This is a genomic window from Amycolatopsis sp. NPDC051061 (genome assembly GCF_040682935.1).
Classification (GTDB): Bacteria; Actinomycetota; Actinomycetes; order Mycobacteriales; family Pseudonocardiaceae; genus Amycolatopsis.
In genome coordinates, this window is sequence record NZ_JBFBBZ010000042.1 from 39,807 (window position 1) to 53,536 (window position 13,730).

11 protein-coding genes are annotated in these 13,730 nt (G+C 72.4%); 2 read left to right on the forward strand and 9 right to left on the reverse strand.

Going from position 1 to position 13,730, the window contains the following annotated elements; all coding sequences use genetic code 11:
- Positions 1-14: 14 nt before the first annotated feature.
- The 4 genes from tpiA to AB0N03_RS39630 form a co-directional block, all read right to left on the reverse strand.
- Positions 15-800: a triose-phosphate isomerase gene (gene tpiA, locus AB0N03_RS39615; RefSeq protein WP_364383483.1), complete on the reverse strand. Its 786-nt coding sequence runs from the start codon at positions 798-800 to the stop codon at positions 15-17.
- Positions 800-2,014, reverse strand: coding sequence for a phosphoglycerate kinase (locus tag AB0N03_RS39620; protein ID WP_364383486.1), 1,215 nt, complete (start codon positions 2,012-2,014; stop codon positions 800-802). The genes tpiA and AB0N03_RS39620 overlap by 1 nt, the downstream gene beginning before the upstream one ends.
- Positions 2,015-2,019: 5 nt before the next feature.
- Positions 2,020-3,021, reverse strand: a complete 1,002-nt coding sequence (gap, locus tag AB0N03_RS39625; RefSeq protein WP_364383489.1) for a type I glyceraldehyde-3-phosphate dehydrogenase — start codon at positions 3,019-3,021, stop codon at positions 2,020-2,022.
- Positions 3,022-3,418: 397 nt separating this feature from the next.
- On the reverse strand, positions 3,419-4,606 hold the full coding sequence (locus AB0N03_RS39630) for a winged helix DNA-binding domain-containing protein (protein WP_364383491.1): 1,188 nt from the start codon (positions 4,604-4,606) through the stop codon (positions 3,419-3,421).
- 72 nt (positions 4,607-4,678) lie between these two features.
- Here AB0N03_RS39630 and AB0N03_RS39635 point away from each other — a divergent pair, with 72 nt between their 5' ends.
- Positions 4,679-5,323, forward strand: a complete 645-nt coding sequence (locus tag AB0N03_RS39635) for a LysE family translocator (RefSeq protein WP_364383494.1) — start codon at positions 4,679-4,681, stop codon at positions 5,321-5,323.
- Here the strand turns inward: AB0N03_RS39635 and AB0N03_RS39640 are convergent.
- The 5 genes from AB0N03_RS39640 to AB0N03_RS39660 all read right to left on the reverse strand — a co-directional run bounded on the left by AB0N03_RS39640 (position 5,304) and on the right by AB0N03_RS39660 (position 13,194).
- Complete coding sequence (locus AB0N03_RS39640) at positions 5,304-5,630, reverse strand: helix-turn-helix domain-containing protein (RefSeq protein WP_364383497.1); 327 nt, start codon at positions 5,628-5,630, stop codon at positions 5,304-5,306. The genes AB0N03_RS39635 and AB0N03_RS39640 overlap by 20 nt on opposite strands.
- Positions 5,627-6,040 carry a hypothetical protein gene (locus tag AB0N03_RS39645; RefSeq protein WP_364383500.1) on the reverse strand — a complete coding sequence of 138 codons (414 nt, stop codon included), beginning with the start codon at positions 6,038-6,040 and terminating at the stop codon, positions 5,627-5,629. Before AB0N03_RS39645 ends, AB0N03_RS39640 begins: the two co-directional genes overlap by 4 nt.
- Before the next feature lie 413 nt (positions 6,041-6,453).
- Entirely contained in the window at positions 6,454-10,914 is a 4,461-nt protein-coding gene (locus AB0N03_RS39650) for a hypothetical protein (RefSeq protein WP_364383503.1), read from the reverse strand.
- Positions 10,915-10,924: 10 nt separating this feature from the next.
- Entirely contained in the window at positions 10,925-11,725 is an 801-nt protein-coding gene (locus AB0N03_RS39655; RefSeq protein ID WP_086860823.1) for a hypothetical protein, read from the reverse strand.
- The gene (locus AB0N03_RS39660) at positions 11,725-13,194 is read right to left on the reverse strand and encodes a hypothetical protein (RefSeq protein WP_364383505.1); all 1,470 of its coding nucleotides are present in this window, start codon (positions 13,192-13,194) and stop codon (positions 11,725-11,727) included. Before AB0N03_RS39660 ends, AB0N03_RS39655 begins: the two co-directional genes overlap by 1 nt.
- Before the next feature lie 62 nt (positions 13,195-13,256).
- Here AB0N03_RS39660 and AB0N03_RS39665 point away from each other — a divergent pair, with 62 nt between their 5' ends.
- The gene (locus AB0N03_RS39665; RefSeq protein WP_364383508.1) at positions 13,257-13,694 is read left to right on the forward strand and encodes a PPOX class F420-dependent oxidoreductase; all 438 of its coding nucleotides are present in this window, start codon (positions 13,257-13,259) and stop codon (positions 13,692-13,694) included.
- Positions 13,695-13,730: the final 36 nt, after the last annotated feature.

A 13,730-nucleotide genomic window follows, 5' to 3' on the forward strand; every position in this document is an offset into this window, starting at 1 on the left:
GGTCGTGGCCTCGATCAGGGCAGCGGCCCGCCCGCGGCGAGTGCGCAGAGTTTCGTGAACTCCTCGCCGTCGAGGCTCGCTCCGCCGACCAGGGCACCGTCGATGTTCTCGCAGCCCACCAGCTCGCCGATGTTGCCCGACTTCACCGATCCCCCGTAGAGCACCCGGACGGACGAAGCGATGTCGTCGCCGTACTTCTCCTGGAGGGTGGCCCGGATGGCTTTGCAGACCTCTTCGGCGTCGGCCGAGGAGGCGACCTTGCCGGTGCCGATCGCCCAGACCGGCTCGTACGCGACGACCACGTCCTTGACCTGCTCGGCCTTCAGGCCCTTCAGGCCGTCGATCAGCTGCGTCGTGGTGTGGTGGATGTGCTCGCCGGCCTCGCGGACCTCGAGCTTCTCCCCGATGCAGAGGATCGGCGTGATGCCGTGCTTGAGCGCGGCCTTGACCTTCTTGTTGACCAGCTCGTCGGTCTCGGCGTGGTATTCGCGCCGCTCCGAGTGCCCGACGGTGACGAACTTGCAGCCCAGCTTCGCCAGCATCAGGCCCGAGATGTCACCGGTGTAGGCGCCGGAGTCCTGCGGCGCGATGTCCTGCGCGCCGTAGGTGAGCGACAGCTTGTCGCCGTCGACCAGGGTCTGCACGCTGCGGATGTCGGTGAACGGAGGCAGCACCGCCACATCGACCTTCGCGTAGTACTTCTCCGGCAGCGCGAAGGCGATCTTCTGCGCCAGCGCGATCGCCTCGAGGTGGTTCAGGTTCATCTTCCAGTTGCCGGCGATGAACGGCTTGCGTGCCACTAGTTCTTCTCCTCCAGAGCGGTCACGCCCGGCAGTTCCTTGCCTTCGAGGTACTCCAGCGAGGCACCGCCGCCGGTGGAGATGTGCGAGAAGCCGTCTTCGGGCAGGCCCAGCTGCCGCACCGCGGCGGCCGAGTCGCCGCCGCCGACCACGGTGAACGCGTCGCTCTTCACGAGCGCCTCCGCGACGGCGCGGGTGCCGCCGGAGAACGCCTCGAACTCGAACACGCCCATCGGGCCGTTCCAGAACACGGTCTTGGCGTCGGCCAGCTTGCCCGCGAACAGCTCGCGGGTTTCCGGGCCGATATCCAGGCCCTCGCGGTCGGCCGGGATGGCCGTGGCCTCGACGACCTCGTGCTCGGCGTCGGCCGAGAACCCGGTCGCGGCGAGGACGTCGACCGGCAGCACCAGTTCGACGCCGCGCTTCCCGGCCTCGGCGAGGAAGCCCTTCACCTGGTCGAGCTGGTCGGCTTGCAGCAGCGAATTGCCGACCTCGTGGCCCTGGGCCTTGAGGAAGGTGTACGCCATGCCGCCACCGATGAGCAGCCGGTCGACCTTGGTCAGCAGGTTCGCGATGACGCCGAGCTTGTCGGACACCTTCGCACCGCCGAGCACGACCACGTAGGGCCGCTGCACGTCGTCGGTCAGCTTCTTCAGCACGTCCAGCTCGGCCAGCACCAGACCGCCCGCGTACGCCGGGAGCACCGAAGCGACCTCGTAGACCGAGGCCTGCTTGCGGTGGACCACGCCGAAGCCGTCGGAGACGAACGCGCCGCCGGGGACGAGCGCGCCCAGCTCGGCGGCCAGCTCCGAGCGGTCCACGGCGTCCTTGCTGGTCTCGCGCGCGTCGAAGCGCACGTTCTCCAGAAGGACGACCCCGCCGTCGGCCAGGCCGCCGGTCAGCGCCTTCGCGGACTCGCCGACGAGGTCACCGGCCAGCGTCACCTCGGCGCCGAGCAGCTCGGAAAGTCGCTGGGCGACGGGCGCGAGGGTGTACTTGGGGTCCGGCTCGCCCTTCGGGCGGCCGAGGTGCGCGGTGACGACGACCTTCGCGCCCGCCTCGGCGAGCTTCTTGATCGTCGGCAGCGCGGCGCGGACCCGGCCGTCGTCGGTGATGCGGGACCCGTCGAGCGGGACGTTCAGGTCGGAACGCACGAGTACGTAGCGGCCCTGAACGCCCTCGCCCAGCAGGTCGTCGAGGTTCTTGACGGTCATCCGGCTCAGAGCTTCGAACCGACGAGCTTGATCAGGTCCGCGAGGCGGTTGGAGTAGCCCCACTCGTTGTCGTACCAGCCGACGACCTTGACCTGGTTGCCGATGACCTTGGTCAGCGGCGAGTCGTAGATGCAGGACGCCGGGTCGGTGACGATGTCCGAGGACACGATCGGGTCGACCGAGTAGCGCAGGATGCCGGCCAGCGGGCCGTCGGCGGCGGCCTTGTAGGCGGCGTTGATCTCGTCGACGGTGGCGGCCTTCTTCAGGGTCACCGTGAGGTCGGTCGCCGAGCCTGTCGGCACCGGGACGCGCAGCGCGTAGCCGTCCAGCTTGCCCAGCAGCTCCGGCAGCACCAGCCCGATCGCCTTCGCGGCGCCGGTCGAGGCCGGGACCACGTTCAGGGCGGCGGCGCGGGCGCGGCGCAGGTCCTTGTGCGGGCCGTCCTGCAGGTTCTGGTCCTGGGTGTACGCGTGGATCGTGGTCATCAGGCCCTGCTCGATGCCGAAGGCGTCGTTGAGGACCTTGGCCAGCGGGCCCAGGCAGTTGGTGGTGCAGGAGGCGTTGGAGATGATGTTCTGCGAGCCGTCGTACTTCTCGTCGTTGACGCCGAGGACGACGGTCAGGTCCTCGCCCTTGGCGGGCGCGGAGATGATGACCTTCTTGGCCCCACCGGCGATGTGCGCCTTGGCGGCGTCGGCGTTGGTGAAGAAGCCGGTCGACTCGACGACGACGTCCACGCCCAGGTCGCCCCAGGGCAGGTTGGCCGGGTCGCGCTCGGCGAGGGCCTTGATGGTCTTGCCGTCGACGACGATGCCCTCGTCGCTGACGCTGACCTCACCCGGGTAACGCCCCAGGATGGAGTCGTACTTCAGCAAGTGGGCCATGGTCGCGACGTCGCCGAGGTCGTTGAAGGCGACGACCTCGATGTCGTGGCCGCTGGCCTGCACGGCGCGGAAGAAGTTGCGGCCGATGCGGCCGAAGCCGTTGACACCTACGCGAACGGTCACTGCTGCCACTCCTCTGAGGATCGGCCGGGAGGCCCGGCCGTGACTTGCGGGCTCGCGGCCACCCTAGCGTGCGGGCATGCGCGTCCCTGACTGCCCTGACGAGACTTCCACCACTTGGCGAACGGGTCAAGAATCGATTAAGAAGCCGGGGCCGAATGTGGGGTCGCCTTCCTGCGGCCGACACCCGGACCACGGCGGACCGGCGCGGCCCGCGGTCCGGCGGTCAGCGCAGGCAGGGATGGGTGCTGGGTTTGTGCGAGCGCCGCCCTGCGCCGTGAAGTGGATCGATTCAGTGGATCTTGCGCGACAAGGGCTTCCGGACACTGCTTCGAGCGTGGTTCGAGGCGACCACGAGCCGGCGTGAGGTCCATGACTCCACCGATCCGGCGACGCATCTTCACCCCGTCAGCTCCCGCTCCAGCGGCGTCCGGAACCGCGGCACCGCCCGGACCTCGCCGTACCACCCGGCGCAGCGGTCCGCCGCCGCCTCGACCAAGGCCGACGCCTCGCTCCCCACCTCCTCCAGCAGCCGGAACGCGATCTCCCCCGACGCGCGCTGGGCCCAGCCGCCGACCACACGGCCGTCCAGCCAGATCGTCGGGCCGATGTTGCCGCTGCGGTCGAACAGCGCCGGGCGGTGCGCGCCCAGGAACCAGTCGCGGTCCTGCCAGCCCATCGGGGTCGGGTCCAGCGCCGGCAGGAACGCCACCCACGGCGGGGGCGACGGCACCGGCGCGACGTCGCCGGGCAGGACCACCCCCGGCACGCCGTCGAGGTCGACCTCCGCCGGCTTCACCGCCGCCAGCGCCTCCTTCGTCTGGCCGGCCGTCCAGCCCGTCCACCAGCGCAGGTCGGAGACCGGCGCCGGGCCGTACGCCCGCAGCCACCGCCGGGCCAGCTCGACCCGCGCCTCCTCCGCGTCCCACTGGGACAACCCGGGCGCCCAGGAATCCATCGGATGCCAGACGTACTGCGTGCTGATCCAGCTCCCGCGCGGGCGGCCGCGGACGATCCGGCCGCCGGCCGCCAGCAGGAACAGCACCCGGCTGGTGACGTTCCCGATCGCCTCGTACGGCTTCCCCGCCGCCATCAGCAGCTGCTGCCGCAACCGTGGCTCGTCTTCGCTGAGCTGCTGCGCCGTCGCCGAGCCGCGGGCCCGCAGCGCCGCCTCGACCGACGCTTCGACGTCGGCCAGCCACTTCCCCGGCTCCGGCACGTTCGCCGGATGCCCCTGCTGACCCAGGTGCTGCTCCAGGAGCTTCCGCTGCTTGACCTCGATGTCCGCGGAACAGCCGGCCTGCACGAGCGCCGCGGTGTCCAGGCCGGTGACGAACACCGTGCGGCGCATGCCGAGCAGCCGCAGCAGGGTGCGGTCTTCGTACAACGCTCGCTCCACCTCCGCGATCGCCGGTGAAGCGAGCCGCGCGCACGCCGAAAGGTGGACGGTCGCCGGGTCCGTGGCGTGCAGGGCGACCACCCCCGCCACCGCGTCGGAGGCCGCGGCCGCGGGCGCGGCCAGGTGGTGCCGGACCGCGAGGCGGGCCCGGCGCTGTTCGGTGCTGATCTTGATCGTCGGCTGAGGCACCCGCTGTTGATACCACCCGGCACCGACAAAAACGCCTGGTCGCCGAGCCCGGCCAGGCGCTAGCCTCACAAAATGGTTTCCGGTGCGCAATTCGCGGCCTTCGCCGCGCTGACGTTCCTCATGGTCGTCGTCCCCGGTCCGAGCGTGCTCTTCACCATCAGCCGCGCGCTGACGGTCGGGCGGCGCGACGCGCTGCTCACCGTCCTGGGCAACTCCGCGGGCGTCTACACCCAGGTCGTCGCGGTCGCGTTCGGCCTCGGCGCGCTCGTGACGACGTCGGCCGCGGTGTTCACCGCGATCAAGGTCGCCGGCGCGATCTACCTCGTGTACCTGGGCGTCCAGGCCTTCCGGCACCGGCGGAAGCTCTCCGACGCCATGGCCGCGAAGGTCCCGACGACCCCCGGCCGCGTCCTGATTGTGCTGCGCGACGGGTTCGTCGTCGGCTTCGCGAACCCGAAGTCCATCGTGTTCCTCGCCGCGCTGCTCCCCCAGTTCGTCGACCCGGCAGCCGGGTCCGTGCCACTCCAGATGCTGCTGCTCGGCCTGTGCCTGCCGGCGATCGCGCTGGCCACCGACAGCGCGTGGGCGCTGGTGGCGGGCACCGCGCGGACGTGGTTCGCCCGCTCACCGAAACGCCTCGAAATGGTCGGCGGCACCGGCGGCCTCGTCATGATCGGCCTCGGCACGACCCTCGCCTTCACCGGCCGGGGTGACTGAGCACCAGGTCCAGCAACCCCGGGAACGCCGCGTCGAACTCCGGGCGCCGCAAGCGGTTCAGCCGCCGCGGGCCCGCGTCGCGCTGCTCGATCAGGCCCGCCGCGCGCAGCACCGAGAAGTGGTGGCTGAGCGTCGCCTTCGCCACCGGCAGGTCGAACGTGCCGCACGCCTTCGTCCACTCCGGCACCTCGGCGAGCGAGCGCAGGATGCTGCGGCGCACGGGATCGGCGACCGCGGCGAGGGCGTCCTGCAGGGACACCTCCGCCGGGACGCCGTGCGTGAGCGCGCGCGCCCGCGCCGTGGTCACCGGAGGGCCTCCGCCAACGCCGGCCACCACTCGCGGGGCAGGTCGCCGGCCGGGACGACGACCTGGTCCGCCCCGGCCGCCCGGTATTCGCGCAGGCGGGCCACGACCGCGTCGAGGTCGCCGCGCACCGTGAGCCCGTCGACCAGCCGGTCCGAGAGGTCCGCGATGTCGGCGTCGGTGAAGCCCATGCGGCGGAAGTTGTTCGCGTAGCCGGGCATCCCGGCCAGGAACCGCAGCGAGCCCTCGCGGGCGCGCTCGCGGGTCGCGGCGGCGTCGGCACCCGGGACGACGCTCAGGAGCACCACCAGTTGCTTTCCCGCGCCGAGGATCTCGCGCGCCGAAGCGACGTAGTCCGTCGTCACGAGGAACGGGTAGGCACCGGACGCGCGGTCCCGCGCCAGCTCCAGCATCTTCGGGCCCAGCGCCGATAAGGATGCGCTCGGACGCGGGGACGGTGTCGTCCAGCTCGTCGAGGTAGTCGTTCAGCGTGGCCAGCGGACGCGGGCCGTGGGCGCCGCCGAGGCCGACGACGAACCGCCCGGCCGGCAGGTCCGCGTACGCCCGGGCGATGTCGGCGGCGGGCACCCGGTCGACCGGGAGGATGCCGCTCGCCACCGGGATCTTCGCGGTCCCGTGGATCACGTCGGCGATCAGCGGCAGGTTGCTGCCCTGCCCGCCCGGCAGCCACAGCGTGGCGTACCCCAGCTCGTCCAGCTCCGCGGCGGCCGTGACGGTCTCCGGCCCGGTCGTGCCCAACGTGGCGCCCAGCGCCCCCAGGTTCGTCATGCGCCCGGCAACCACCGAACACCGGGAGATGTTCCCGTTACGCCGTCTGTTCGTCCTCAGCGGAATCCGCGGGCTCTTCGGCCGGGCGGCTGAACATCCGCGTCGCCGAAAGCCGCGCGACGCCGTCCGGGTCGCCCAGGTCGTCCAGTGAGGTGCGGATCGTCGCGTCCACCGACAGGTACTTGCGGCCCGCCCGCAGGTCGGCGTCGTTGCGCAGCCGCACGATCAGCGGGAACTCCGACAGCGCGCCCGCGTCGAACAGGCCCGTCGTGTAGATGAGCTGCACGCCCAGCGCCTCGGCCACCGCCCGCTGCAGCTCCAGCAGGTACCCGGCGGACGCGCGGCCGATCGGGTTGTCCAGGAAGAGCACGCCCGAGTGCCGGTTGCGGGCCTTGCCGCGGTTGTTGGCCCGCAGCGCGGCGAGGGTGCAGTACAGGATGATCGCCGCGGTCAGCTGCTGGCCACCCGAGAAGACGTCCCGGATCTCCGAGACGCGCTGGCGTTCGGTCCGCAGCACCGAGTCCGGCTTGAGCATGTCGACGCGGAAGCCCTTGGGCGCGGCGGCCCGGACTCCGCGCAGCACCAGGGAAAGCCCGTCACGCTTGACGTCCCGGCCGTCCGCGGTCTTGCCGACGGCGGCCTCGTCGACGACCTCGCCGAGCTTCTCGGTGAGCGCGTTGTCCTCCAGCTCGGTGAAGCGGATGCGGAGGAACTCCTGCCCGGACCAATCGCCGAGGCCGTCGGGCAGCCGCGAGACGCGCTGGGCCGAGCGCAACGTCCGCAGCGCGCCGTCGACCATGCCCTGCAGGCGCGTGATGATGCCGCCGCGGTGGCGGTCGATCTGCGCGAGGTCGTCGGTGAGCGACCGCAGCCGCGGCCGCAGCGCCTCGGCCCACTCGGCGGCGTGCGCGGGCAGCTGGTCGCGCTTGACCGAGATGACCTGCTGGCGCACCGGCGTGCTCAGCTTCTCGAACCGCTTCTCCGTCGCGTACTGCGCGAGCTGGTCGGCGGCCGCGCGCACCCGCCGGTCCCCTGCGTCGGCGGCCTCCTGCGCCTCGGCGAAGGTGGCGTTGAGGCGGCCGTGCTGGGCGCGGGCGGTGTCGACGTCGCCGTCGTAGGCGGCCGCGTCGGTGTCGGTCACCAGGTGCGCCATCGACTCGGCGAGCAGCGAGAAACCCGAGGCGGAACTGCGGGCCGATTCCAGCGTCGCTTCCGCCGCGGCCCGGCGTTCCTGCAGCTCTTCCCACTTCCGCGCGGCTGCCGACGCCTCCAAGCCGGCGGCGTCGATCAGCTCGAGACCGTGCTCGATGTCGCGCGGCTTCTCGCCGTTGACGCCGTTCTGCAGCGGCAACGCGTCCAGTTCGGCCCGTCGCGTCGAGACGAGCCCGATGGCTTCGGTGCGCTCGTCTTCCAGGCCGTCGACGACGCGGCGAGCGCGCGCCAAGGCGGCCGCGCGGGCCGAGGCGTCGGAACCGTCCGGCGTCTCCAGCAGTTCGGCGGCGCGGACCCGGACAGCTTCCTCGAGGGACTCGACGGCCGACCCGGCGGCGGCTTCGGCGGACTCGGCCTGCTCCAGCTCGGCCCGCAGGTCGCTGCCGACCTCGACCTTCGCGTACGACTCGGACGCCGACAGGTAGGTCCGCCGCAGCGCGTCGACGGGCTCGGCCGGCACCGGGCCGTCCGCCGCTTCGGCCGCGCCCGGGACCTCGGCCAGTTCGGCGCGGGCGGTGGTCGCGGTGCGGCGGTGGCCGTCGGCGGTGCGCTGCTCCTCCCCCGCCTGCTCGCGCAGCCGCGCGGCCTTGCCCGCGGCGTCGGCGGCCTGCAGGTCGGCGCGTTCGGCGACCTCGGTGGCGCGCTCGACGTCTTCGGTCCACTCGGCGATCCGCGCGCTGCGGGCGCCCAGCTCCCCGAGCCGTCGGGCCCGCTCCTCGGCTTCGGTCGCGGCCGCCCGCAGCTCCGGGACGCGTTCCCGCAACGACGCGGCCTTTTCGCTCAGCCGCGCGAACTCCGCGTCGGCCTGTTCCAGGGCCGCGCGGGCGGTCTCGCGCGCGGTCCGGGCCGCCTGCGCCTGCTCGGCCAAAGTCGCGACGGCGCCGGGCGGGTAGTCCTCGCGCCAGGTGGTGAGCTTCCACGTCAACGCGCCGTCCGCGGACAGCTTGGCGGACAGGGCTTCCAGGCGCCGCTGCCGCTCGGTGTGCCGCCGGGCCACGGCTTCGCGCTCGGCGTCGGCGGCTTCTTCGTCGTACATCGCGGGGTTGGGCGGCACGAGGAACTCGACGCCGGGCGCGGCGGGCACCTCGGCCAGCAGCGCTTCGGTGGTGCCGACGGCGATGGTCGCGGACGGCAGCAGCCGCCGCTTCGTGAGCACCTCGCGGGCGCGGTCCACGTGCGCGGCGTCGTTGAGCAGGACGCCGGACACCAGCTGCGGCAGGCTTTCCAGCACCTCGGCGCGCCGGGAAGCGTCCAGTTTGGACAGATAGCGCCAGCCGGACCACGCGGTGATGCCGGCTTCCTCCAGGGCGTCCAGCGCGGCTTGGACGTCCTCCGGTGGCGGCAGCAACCCGCCGGAACCGAGGGCGGACAGGGCCCGTTCGTCGGCGGACTCCTCCATCCGCAGCGCGGTCTGCTCCTTCTCGACGGACGCGCTCGCTTCGCGCAGCCGTTCCAGCAGCACCGGCAAGTCGCTTTCGAGGGCGACGTCGTCGGCGCCGAGCAGCTCGACCAGGCGCCCCTCGGCGGCGAGCGCGTCGGTGCGGCGGTGGGCGCGGTCGAGGTCCTCGGTGGCGCGCTCGAAGCGGTCCTGGGTGGTGCCCGCCAGCTGGTGCGCCTCGTTCACGGCCCGTTGCGCCGCTTGGAGATCCGTCGCGACGCGGTCCAGCTCCTGCTCGCGCCGGGCGAGTTCGGCAGTGGCGGCTTCGGCCGCGCTCCGGGCCGCCCGCGAGGCCTCCGCGACGTCGGTGCCCGAGGGCAGCAGCCCGGCGCGGACGGCGTTCTGGACCTCTTCGCGCAGCTCGGTGATCCGCGCGGTCAGCCCGCGCGCCTCGGCTCGCCGCCCGGCCGCGAGGTTGGCGGCCTCGTCGCGTTCGGTCTGGGCCTTCTCCGCCTCGGCGCGCAACGCACCCGCGTGCGCCTCGGCCTTGTCGGCCTGACGCTGGGCGTCCTGCGCCAGCGAGTGCAGCCCGCGTGCGAGCGCCGAAGCGGCGTCGTTGCGCGCCTGCAACGCGGGACGCGCCTTCTCCTCGCGGCTGCCGACGAGCTCGCGCAGGTCCTTCGCCTTGCGGGCCGCGTTCAGCTGGTTGAGAACCCGCGCGGTCTCACGCCAGGCCTCCGCCTCGGTTTTCGCCGAAGCGAGCTCGGCGTCGACGCGCTTGCGAGCCTCCTGCGACTCGTCCAGGCGCAGCACGGCGACCAGGCGACGCAGCTCCGTGACGGCCGCGGCGAGCCGCCGGTGGTCGCCCTCGGCGAGCTTCTCCGCGGACTTGACCTCGGTGACGTGCTCTTCGAGCCCGGACAGCCGCGCGTTCTCCAGCTCGTCGCGCGCGACGACGCGCCCGGCCAGCTCGGCCATGGCGGCCTTGGCCGACTCGGCGATCTTCCGCGACTCGGCGGCGACGCCTTCCTCGGCGGCCAGCGGACCGAGCAGATCCAGGGCACCCGCCACGAAGTCGCGCTCGGACAACAGGTCCCCGCGCTGCGCCAGGTTGTGCGCATACGTCGAGACGACCTCGGCGAGGTCCTTCGGCTCGTCCTCGGACATCACCGCGCGCAGCAGGAAGTCGACGAACGCGTCGTCGGTGCCGAAGGCGAACGCGTCCGCCGCTTCGCCCTCGCCCGCGTTCATCGCGCGCTGATACCGGAACAGCTCGGTGTCGAGGCCGAGGGAGTCGAGCCGGCCGGTCCACTCGTGGTGGCGGCGGGTCCAGGACAGCTCCAGTTCGGGCTCGGCCAGCTGGGCGGCGGCGAGCTTGTCGTGGAAGCCGGACATGGTGAGCAGCCGGCCGTCCTGGGTCATCGGCAGGGAATCGAGCCCCAGCGCGGCGGTCGGGCGGAAGCAGTACCAGGAGTCGGCGAGGTTTTCGGAGTCGGCGGACACGACGTGCCCGCGCCATTCGGAGACCTTGCCGGTGATGATCCGGTGCCCGCTCTCGACGTGCAGCCACTCCAGGATGACGTGCGAGACGTCCTTGGCGGCGACGAACTTCTCGAGGACCTTGGTGCTGGTGGTGCCGACGACCTGGCGGCGGCCGGGCAGCATGACCGAGAAGATCAGCTTGATGAGGACGGACTTGCCGCCGCCGTTCTCGAGGAACAGCACGCTCGCCGGCGAGGGGCGGCGCAGCTCGGCCGGGCCGGTCGCGTGGATGCCGGCGCTGAACAGGGCGTCCTGCTGGGGTGCGGTGATCTTGGCGCCGACGCCGCTGAAGTCGAGCACGACGTCCTGGTAGCGGGCACCCGCCGGGCCCACCGAGTGCAGGCGGACCCGCGAAAGCTCGTACATCGATTCCCCTCTACAGCGTGTCGGAGGACGCCGCGCGCAGCGTGCCCCCCGCGTTCGCGACGGCCACGACGTCGAGCGCGAGCAGGTCGTCGAAGGCGGCGTCGGCGGCGAGTTCGCGCACCTGGATCTGGTAGCGCGGCGTGGTCCGGTAGGTGCCGCCCTGCTCGTCGCTCACCGGGACCAGGAACCCCTGGTCGGCGAGGAAGCGCAGGGCGCGGCTGACCATGCCGCGGGTGGTGTCGGCGGCGAGGCGGCCGTCCTTGGTCGCGGCCGCGGCGGGACGCCGGGCGTAGGCGCGCCAGGCTTGTTCCAGCTCGGGCGCGTCGGCGAGCGGGTCGTTGTTGGCCTCGGCCGCGGCGGCGCGTTCGTCGAGCATGCGGGCGGCTTCGCGGACCATCGCGTCGACCTGCTCGACGCTGACTCGGCCGATGTAGGTGTCGTTGGCGAGGTCGTCCGGGCGCGGGTAGCCGAGCGCCGCGGTGGCGAGGTGGATGAGGCCGTGCAGGACCTTCTCGGTCTCGCGGCGCTCGCGGATCTTGGCCTGGCGGGCGTAGGAGTCCATCTTGATCTCGAAGACGGACTCGTCGGTGGCCGCGAGGACCGCGCCGGCCTGCTGGTTGACCTCGAGGACCATCAGGCCGAGCCCGGCGGCGACGGCGTGGGTGAGCGCCTTGAACGCGTTGTCCTCGCCGTAGCGGCGCACGAGGTCGCCGTAGACGACGTCACGCGCGGGAAGCTGCTTCGGCCGCATGCCGAACGCGACCAGCCGGGCCGCGGCTTCGGCGTCCACGCTGCTGTGGGACAGCGCCATTACGCGACTTCCTCTTCTTCGTCGGCACGCTCTACGGCGGCGGTGGACAGGAGCAGGTCGGCGCCGCCGAACTCCGGGTCGTCGAGCAGCGTGCCGTCGTCGACGGCCAGCAGCACCGAGCGGTCGCCCTGGCGCCGGGCCGCGCCGACCCCGGGACTGTAGGCGTGGACCGCGCGCAGCGCGACCAGGGCGGCGAGGCCGGGTTGGCGGCTGCGGCGGGCTTCTTCGAGCAGGCCGGAGAGCCGGCGCGGCACCTCGGGCAGGTCGAGCAGCTCGTCGGCGCGGCGCCAGACGTCGTCGCCGAAGCGATCGGTTGTTTCCGCAGGCATGAGCTCCGGCTCGGGGATTTCCCCGACCAGGTGGTCGCGTTCCGGCGCGGGCCGCAGCAGCAGCGAGACCAGGGACGACAGCGACGGCACGACCGGCGCGGTGATGCCGGCGGCGGCGTGGAAGAAGTGTTCGACGGGCGCGACGGCGTCGGCCAGCGGCAGGCCGAGCGTCGGCACGAGGAGCTGGCCGAACAGGTCGAGCGTCGCGCGCTGGGGCGGGCCGGAGAACTGCTGGCGGTCCTGCTCGGCGCGGAAGACCGCGCCCGCGTCGGCCAGCCGCGACTGCAGGCGCGTGTGGCGGCCGATGCAGTCGCCGACGATGTCGACGAGCTCCGCGGCGCGGCGCTTGCGGCCGAGGTCCTCGGTCTCGTCGCGGGCGGTGGTGATGTTCTTGAGGATGGCGTTCTCGGCGCGGAACCGCGCTTCGATGTGGCTCAGCGCGCTGTCGAGCAGCTCCGGGACCTCGCGTTCCCAGTCGACCGACCGCACGTCGCGGCGGGTCGCGTCGAGCTTGGCGCGCAGGGTCTCGCCGTACTGGACGGTCCGGTAGCGGGCCTGCTCGGCGGCCAGCTTCGCGTCGGCCAGACGACCCCGCGCGATCAGGTTCTCGAGCTTGACCTCGGCCGCGATCTGCGCCGACTCGACATCCGTGTCGAGGGCGCCGACCAGGACGTTGATCGCCTCGTCGGTGGCGCGGAGGTAGACCTCGCCGTCGCGGGCGGCCAGCTCGACGAGCAGCTTGAAGTCGAACTGGCGGCGCTGGTAGCCGCCCGGGCCCATCGAGCCGTAGACGCGCCGGAAACCGCGGTCGGTCGTGCCGACGTTGATCAGGTTGTCGAGGACCCACTTCGCGACCCGGACGTGTTCGTCCGGCATCCGCGACGGCGCCTGCGCGGCGATGAACGGCAGCAGCCGGTCGATGACCTCGTCGTGGCCGGCGCCGGTGTCGAAGTCCATCGCGATGGTGACCTGGTCGATCGTGTGCAGCGCGATCTCGGCCATCTGGTAGATCGTGGCGTCGGCCCAGTCGAGCTTCGCCTTCCGCGCGTCGAGGTCGTGCAGCGGCGCGGTGCAGGCCAGCGCCTTGAGGCGGCGCGTCAGCCCCTCGTCGGCCAAGCCCCCGGTGTCGTCGTCTCGCACAGCAGGCCAGGCTAGTCGGCCACCCTCTGCGCACGCGCGGGTGACACGTTAACGTCGCTCGCATGCGTGAGATGAGCCGCGAAGAGTGGTGGAAGTTCGCTTTGGAGGGGACCCGGACGGGCAAGCTCGGCCTGGTCCGGGCCAACGGCGCCGCGATCGTCACCCCGATCTGGTTCGTGCTGGACGAGACCTCCGACGGCGACGAGCTGGTCTTCACCACCGGCACCGACACCCTCAAGGGCAAGGCGATCGCCCGCGACCCGCGGATCTCCCTGGTCGTCGACGACCAGGAGCCGCCGTACTCGTACGTCCAGTTCACGGCCGAGGCGCGGCTGACCCACGACTACGACGACATGCTCGCCTGGGCGACCCGCCTCGGTGCGCGGTACATGGGCGCCGAGCGGGCCGAGGAGTACGGGAAGCGGAACGCCGTGCCCGAGGAGTCGCTCGTCCGGGCGAAGATCACGAAGGTCATCGCGCGGGCCGAAATCGCCGGTTGACCTCGGTTTCACGGTACCCTCGCCCACGGGGGTGGG

Excerpts from the sequence above, each read along its gene's own strand:
- AB0N03_RS39620 (WP_364383486.1), bottom strand. The coding sequence starts at position 2,014 with ATGACCGTCAAGAACCTCGACGACCTGCTGGGCGAGGGCGTTCAGGGC.
- AB0N03_RS39635 (WP_364383494.1), top strand. The coding sequence starts at position 4,679 with ATGGTTTCCGGTGCGCAATTCGCGGCCTTCGCCGCGCTGACGTTCCTC.
- AB0N03_RS39645 (WP_364383500.1), bottom strand. The coding sequence starts at position 6,040 with ATGCTGGAGCTGGCGCGGGACCGCGCGTCCGGTGCCTACCCGTTCCTC.
- AB0N03_RS39650 (WP_364383503.1), bottom strand. The coding sequence starts at position 10,914 with ATGTACGAGCTTTCGCGGGTCCGCCTGCACTCGGTGGGCCCGGCGGGT.
- AB0N03_RS39655 (WP_086860823.1), bottom strand. The coding sequence starts at position 11,725 with ATGGCGCTGTCCCACAGCAGCGTGGACGCCGAAGCCGCGGCCCGGCTG.
- AB0N03_RS39665 (WP_364383508.1), top strand. The coding sequence starts at position 13,257 with ATGCGTGAGATGAGCCGCGAAGAGTGGTGGAAGTTCGCTTTGGAGGGG.